At 73.2% G+C, this 4,061-nt stretch carries 4 protein-coding genes and 1 pseudogene; 3 read left to right on the forward strand and 2 right to left on the reverse strand.

Features of this window, described 5'->3' with window-relative positions; translation table 11 throughout:
• Both ACFWA9_RS38560 and ACFWA9_RS38565 read right to left on the reverse strand, forming a co-directional pair.
• Positions 1 to 146, reverse strand: a pseudogene (locus ACFWA9_RS38560) (electron transfer flavoprotein subunit beta); the annotation flags it as partial.
• Positions 147 to 500: 354 nt separating this feature from the next.
• Positions 501 to 914 (reverse strand): thioredoxin family protein, encoded by a 414-nt coding sequence (locus ACFWA9_RS38565; RefSeq protein ID WP_329490784.1) that lies wholly within the window; start codon positions 912 to 914, stop codon positions 501 to 503.
• A gap of 211 nt (positions 915 to 1,125) precedes the next feature.
• Between ACFWA9_RS38565 and ACFWA9_RS38570 the strand changes: the two genes are divergently transcribed.
• The 3 genes from ACFWA9_RS38570 to ACFWA9_RS38580 all read left to right on the forward strand — a co-directional run bounded on the left by ACFWA9_RS38570 (position 1,126) and on the right by ACFWA9_RS38580 (position 3,906).
• The gene (locus ACFWA9_RS38570) at positions 1,126 to 1,551 is read left to right on the forward strand and encodes a DUF4395 domain-containing protein (protein ID WP_329490783.1); all 426 of its coding nucleotides are present in this window, start codon (positions 1,126 to 1,128) and stop codon (positions 1,549 to 1,551) included.
• Positions 1,552 to 1,768: 217 nt separating this feature from the next.
• A complete protein-coding gene (locus ACFWA9_RS38575) occupies positions 1,769 to 2,527 on the forward strand; it encodes a lysophospholipid acyltransferase family protein (protein ID WP_329490782.1) in 759 nt (252 codons plus the stop codon).
• 188 nt (positions 2,528 to 2,715) lie between these two features.
• Positions 2,716 to 3,906 (forward strand): hypothetical protein, encoded by a 1,191-nt coding sequence (locus ACFWA9_RS38580; RefSeq protein WP_380394157.1) that lies wholly within the window; start codon positions 2,716 to 2,718, stop codon positions 3,904 to 3,906.
• The last annotated feature ends 155 nt before the right edge of the window (positions 3,907 to 4,061 follow it).

The raw sequence follows: 4,061 nt of genomic DNA on the forward strand, positions 1-4,061 counted from the left end.
CGCAGCGCCTGCTCCACGCCGTACTCGTCCAGCTCCGACAGAAGGCCGTCCACACCCTCCCGGTCGGTGGTGTGGTCGTCCGCGAAACGACGGTCACCCGTCGCGTCCGGCACGTACTTCACACAGACAACGATCCTCAAGCTCACGGCCTGTCTCCTGTACTGGTCTCGTCCGGCGGCTGCGGCTGTGCAAGCGGGCGCGAACTCGGCACGCACCCGCTCCGGGCAGCGTGTTCCCGTGCCGGTCCGGAACTTCCTGGCAGCATACTCGCCAGTAGTCGAATGACACTACTGGCCAGTAGCTTACGCCGCCGAGCCCCGGCCGACCGCCCCTCGGCCCCCCTCGCGAGGGCCTGAGGGCCCCCGGCCCGGACGGCCCGCGGAACGGCTCGCACTGCCGTCAGCCCTCATCCTGCCCCAGCGTCCCGCCGACACCACCCGACGGGGCGGCGCATCGGGAGTGGGATTCACCACCCGGGCCGCCGCACCCCCCGGAGCGGATCAGACCGCCTCGCCCAGCGCCGCGATCACGTCCGCCTTGCGCGGCAGCCCGGCCGCCCGGCGCACCACCCGGCCACCCGCGTCCAGCACCAGGACCGTGGGCGTCCGCAGGATCTCCAGCCGGCGGACCAGCGCCAGCCGCTCCTCGGCGTCCAGCTCGATGTGCGCCACCCCCTCGACCAGACCCGCCACCTCCCCGAGCACCCGCCGGGTGGCCCGGCAGGGCTGGCAGAAGGCGGTGGAGAACTGCACCAGGGTGGCCCGCTCGCCCAGCGCCTCCCCCAGGTCCGCCGCCGAGAGCCGTACCGCCCCGTCCTTCGCCCGCACCCGCAGCCTCCCGTCGCGCTGGGCCCGCAGCAGCCCGAACGCGCTCGCCACCGCGAGCACGACGACGCACACCACCAACCCGGTCATCCCCCCAGTCTGCCCCGGCCCCCCAGGAGTCCGACAGAGTGGTCGACCGCCGGGGCGGGGCCCGCGTACGATCGCCGGGTGGACTCCGACCGCCCGGTACGACCGCTGCTGACCACCCGCCGGGTGGTCGACCTGTGCCGGGCCACGGCCTCGCGCTGTCAGTGACGCGCCCTGCCGTCCCCCCTTCTGCGATCCAGATTCGGAGCCCCCGTTGCAGATAGACCCCCGCGGCCCGAGGTTCGCCGCCGCGCTCAGCGCGGCCGTCCTCGGCGCCGTCCTCCTCAGCGGCAGCGGCCTGCTGCTCACCCTCCAGGGCATCGTCTTCGGCCTCGGCGCCATCGGCGGCCTGCACCGGTCGCCGTACAACTGGCTGTACCGGACCCTGCTCCTGCCCCGGCTCGCACCGCCCACCGCGACCGAGGACGAGCGGCCGCCGCGCTTCGCCCAGGGCGTCGGCCTGGTCTTCGCCGCCGTCGGCGCGCTCGGCTTCCTCACCGGGGTGACCTGGCTCGGCCTGCTGGCCACCGCGTTCGCCCTCGCCGCCGCCTTCCTCAACGCCGTGTTCGGCTACTGCCTCGGCTGTGAGATGTACCTGCTCGTCCGCCGCTCCCAGGGCCGGCTGGACGCCGCGTCCTGACCGGACGGGAAAGGTTCCCGGCCGGCCCATCACGGACGTCACACACCCGTCACCCGCCCGACCGCCCGCCTCAGGTGACAGCGGGCACTCGTTCGGGGGATCATTTCCGTGTATCACCCGTGGCCGCCGCGGCGTGCCGCGCCTCCGGTCGGCCCCACGTACGACACGGGTACCGCCGGACCGGGCCACCAGGGCCCGTGGGAAGTCAGGACTGACCGTGGCAGAGCTCGTGTACCCGCCGGTGATCGGCGCCGCACTGACCGTCTTCCGCGCGCTCGACGTGCGCATCAGGATCGTCGGCGCCGAAAACATCCCCGCCCAGGGCGGAGCGGTACTGGTGAGCAATCACATCAGCTACCTGGACTTCCTCTTCGCCGGCCTCGGCGCCTTCCGCGGCGGCAAGCGCAAGACCCGCTTCATGGCCAAGGACGACGTCTTCAAGCACGCCGTCTCCGGCCCGCTGATGCGGGGCATGAAGCACATCCCGGTCGACCGCACCGACGGCCAGCCCGCGTACGAGGCCGCCGTGCGCGCCCTGCGCGCCGGCGAGATGGTCGGGGTGTTCCCGGAGGCGACCATCAGCCGCTCGTTCATGCTGAAGAAGTTCAAGACCGGCGCCGCCCGGATGGCCGCCGACTCCGGCGCCCCGCTGCTGCCGGTCATCCTGTGGGGCACCCAGCAGCTCTGGACCAAGGGCCGGCCGAAGACCCTCACCAAGCGCCACGTCCCCGTGACCATCATGATCGGCGAGCCGATCGAGCTGGCGCCCGGCGACAAGCCCGTGATGGTCACCCGCCGGCTGCGCGCCGCGATGAGCGAGATGCTCGACCGGGCCCAGCGCGAGTACCCGGGCAAGCCGAGCGGGCCCGAGGACACCTGGTGGCAGCCCGCCCACCTCGGCGGCACCGCGCCGACCCTTGAGGTCGCCGAGGCCGAGGACGAGGCAGAGGCCGAGCGCCGGGCCAACCGCGACTGACGCCCCCGGGCCGGCGGCGGCCGGCCGGGCGCACCGCGCCGTCAACCCAACAATCCATTCTTCATACTCCGTGCGACCGAGTAGCCACGGACCGTCGCGTGTCGGCGGCCTGCCCGCCCTCCCGATCTGACACAGTGACAGCTCCCCCGGGGGCCTCGTCCTGCACCAGAGACGGAGATGACACGCCGATGACCGGCACACGGCTGCTGCCACTCACCACCACGGCCCGCACCCGCACCCGCGCAGGTGCGGGCCTCCTGCTGGCGGGCACCGCCCTGCTCGCCGGGTGCGGTGTCCAGCCCGGCGAGATCCCGCTCAGCGAGATCCGGGCGGAGTCCCCGTCCGCCACCCCGACTCCCGACCCCGCCATCGCCAACGCGACCCCGGGCGTGATCGGAGCCGCGGCACCGGCCCTGCCCGTCACGGCCCACAACGGCCTGATCGCCGGCCGGGTCTTCCTCGACCCCGGACGCCTCACCAGCGCCGTCTTCACCGTGACGGCCGACGGCGGCACCCTGCAGCAGCTCACCCGGCCCTCCGGCCAGGACCGCGACGACCACCCCGGCTGGTCCCCCGACGGCAGCACCCTCGCCTTCGACCGGACCGAGACCGAGACCGGCGCGGCCCGGCTCTGGACGGTGTCCGCCGACGGCGAGGGCGCCCACCAGATCGGCCAGCTCTGCGAGACCGGCGCCGCCGACTGCGTCAACGAGCAGGAGAGCGGCCCCGCCTTCTCCCCCGACGGGAAGCAGCTCGCCTTCAGCCGTACCTGGGGCGCGATCGACTCGTCCACCCAGCAGATCCAGTACTCCGACCTGTACCTGATGAGCCCCGACGGCACCAACGCCCAGCGGCTGACCTTCCTCACCAACGACACGCCGTACTCCGGCGAGGTCCGCAATCCGAGCTGGTCGCCCGACGGCAAGCAACTGGTCTTCGAGTACCGGACCAGCTCGACCGGGCAGCCCGCCAGCGGCCGGGCCCTCTACGTCGTCAACGCCGACGGCACGGGCCTGCGCCGACTCACCCCGTGGGAGCTGCGCGCCGGTGAGCGCGCCAGCTGGTCCCCCGACGGCACCCGGATCCTGTTCACCACCTATCCGGCCGGCCCCGACTACACCCCCGGTGGCGGCATCTACACCGTGCAGCCCGACGGCAGCGCCATCGACGCCCTGACACCCGGTCCGTCCGAGGTCTTCTACGGGGCCGCCGCCTACTCCCCCGACGGCACGTCCATCGTCTTCTCCCAGGCCCCCGCCGGCGGGACCGCCGACCTGTACCGGATGCAGACCAACGGCACCGGCGTCACCCGGATCACCGAAACGGCCGACCAGTGGGTGAGCCGCCCGAACTGGGGCACCGCCGCACCCCACTCGTAACCACGGGACGCCGGGGCCGGCCTTCGGTCGGCCCCGGCGTCGCGTGGGCGTGCCTTTCCCGGAAACGCAAAGAACCCCCCGATCCTTACGGACCGGGGGGTTCTTTGGAATGATTGTTCGGCGGCGTCCTACTCTCCCACAGGGTCCCCCCTGCA

Origin of the sequence: Kitasatospora sp. NPDC059973 (assembly GCF_042737525.1) — a bacterium.
GTDB lineage: Bacteria > Actinomycetota > Actinomycetes > Streptomycetales > Streptomycetaceae > Kitasatospora.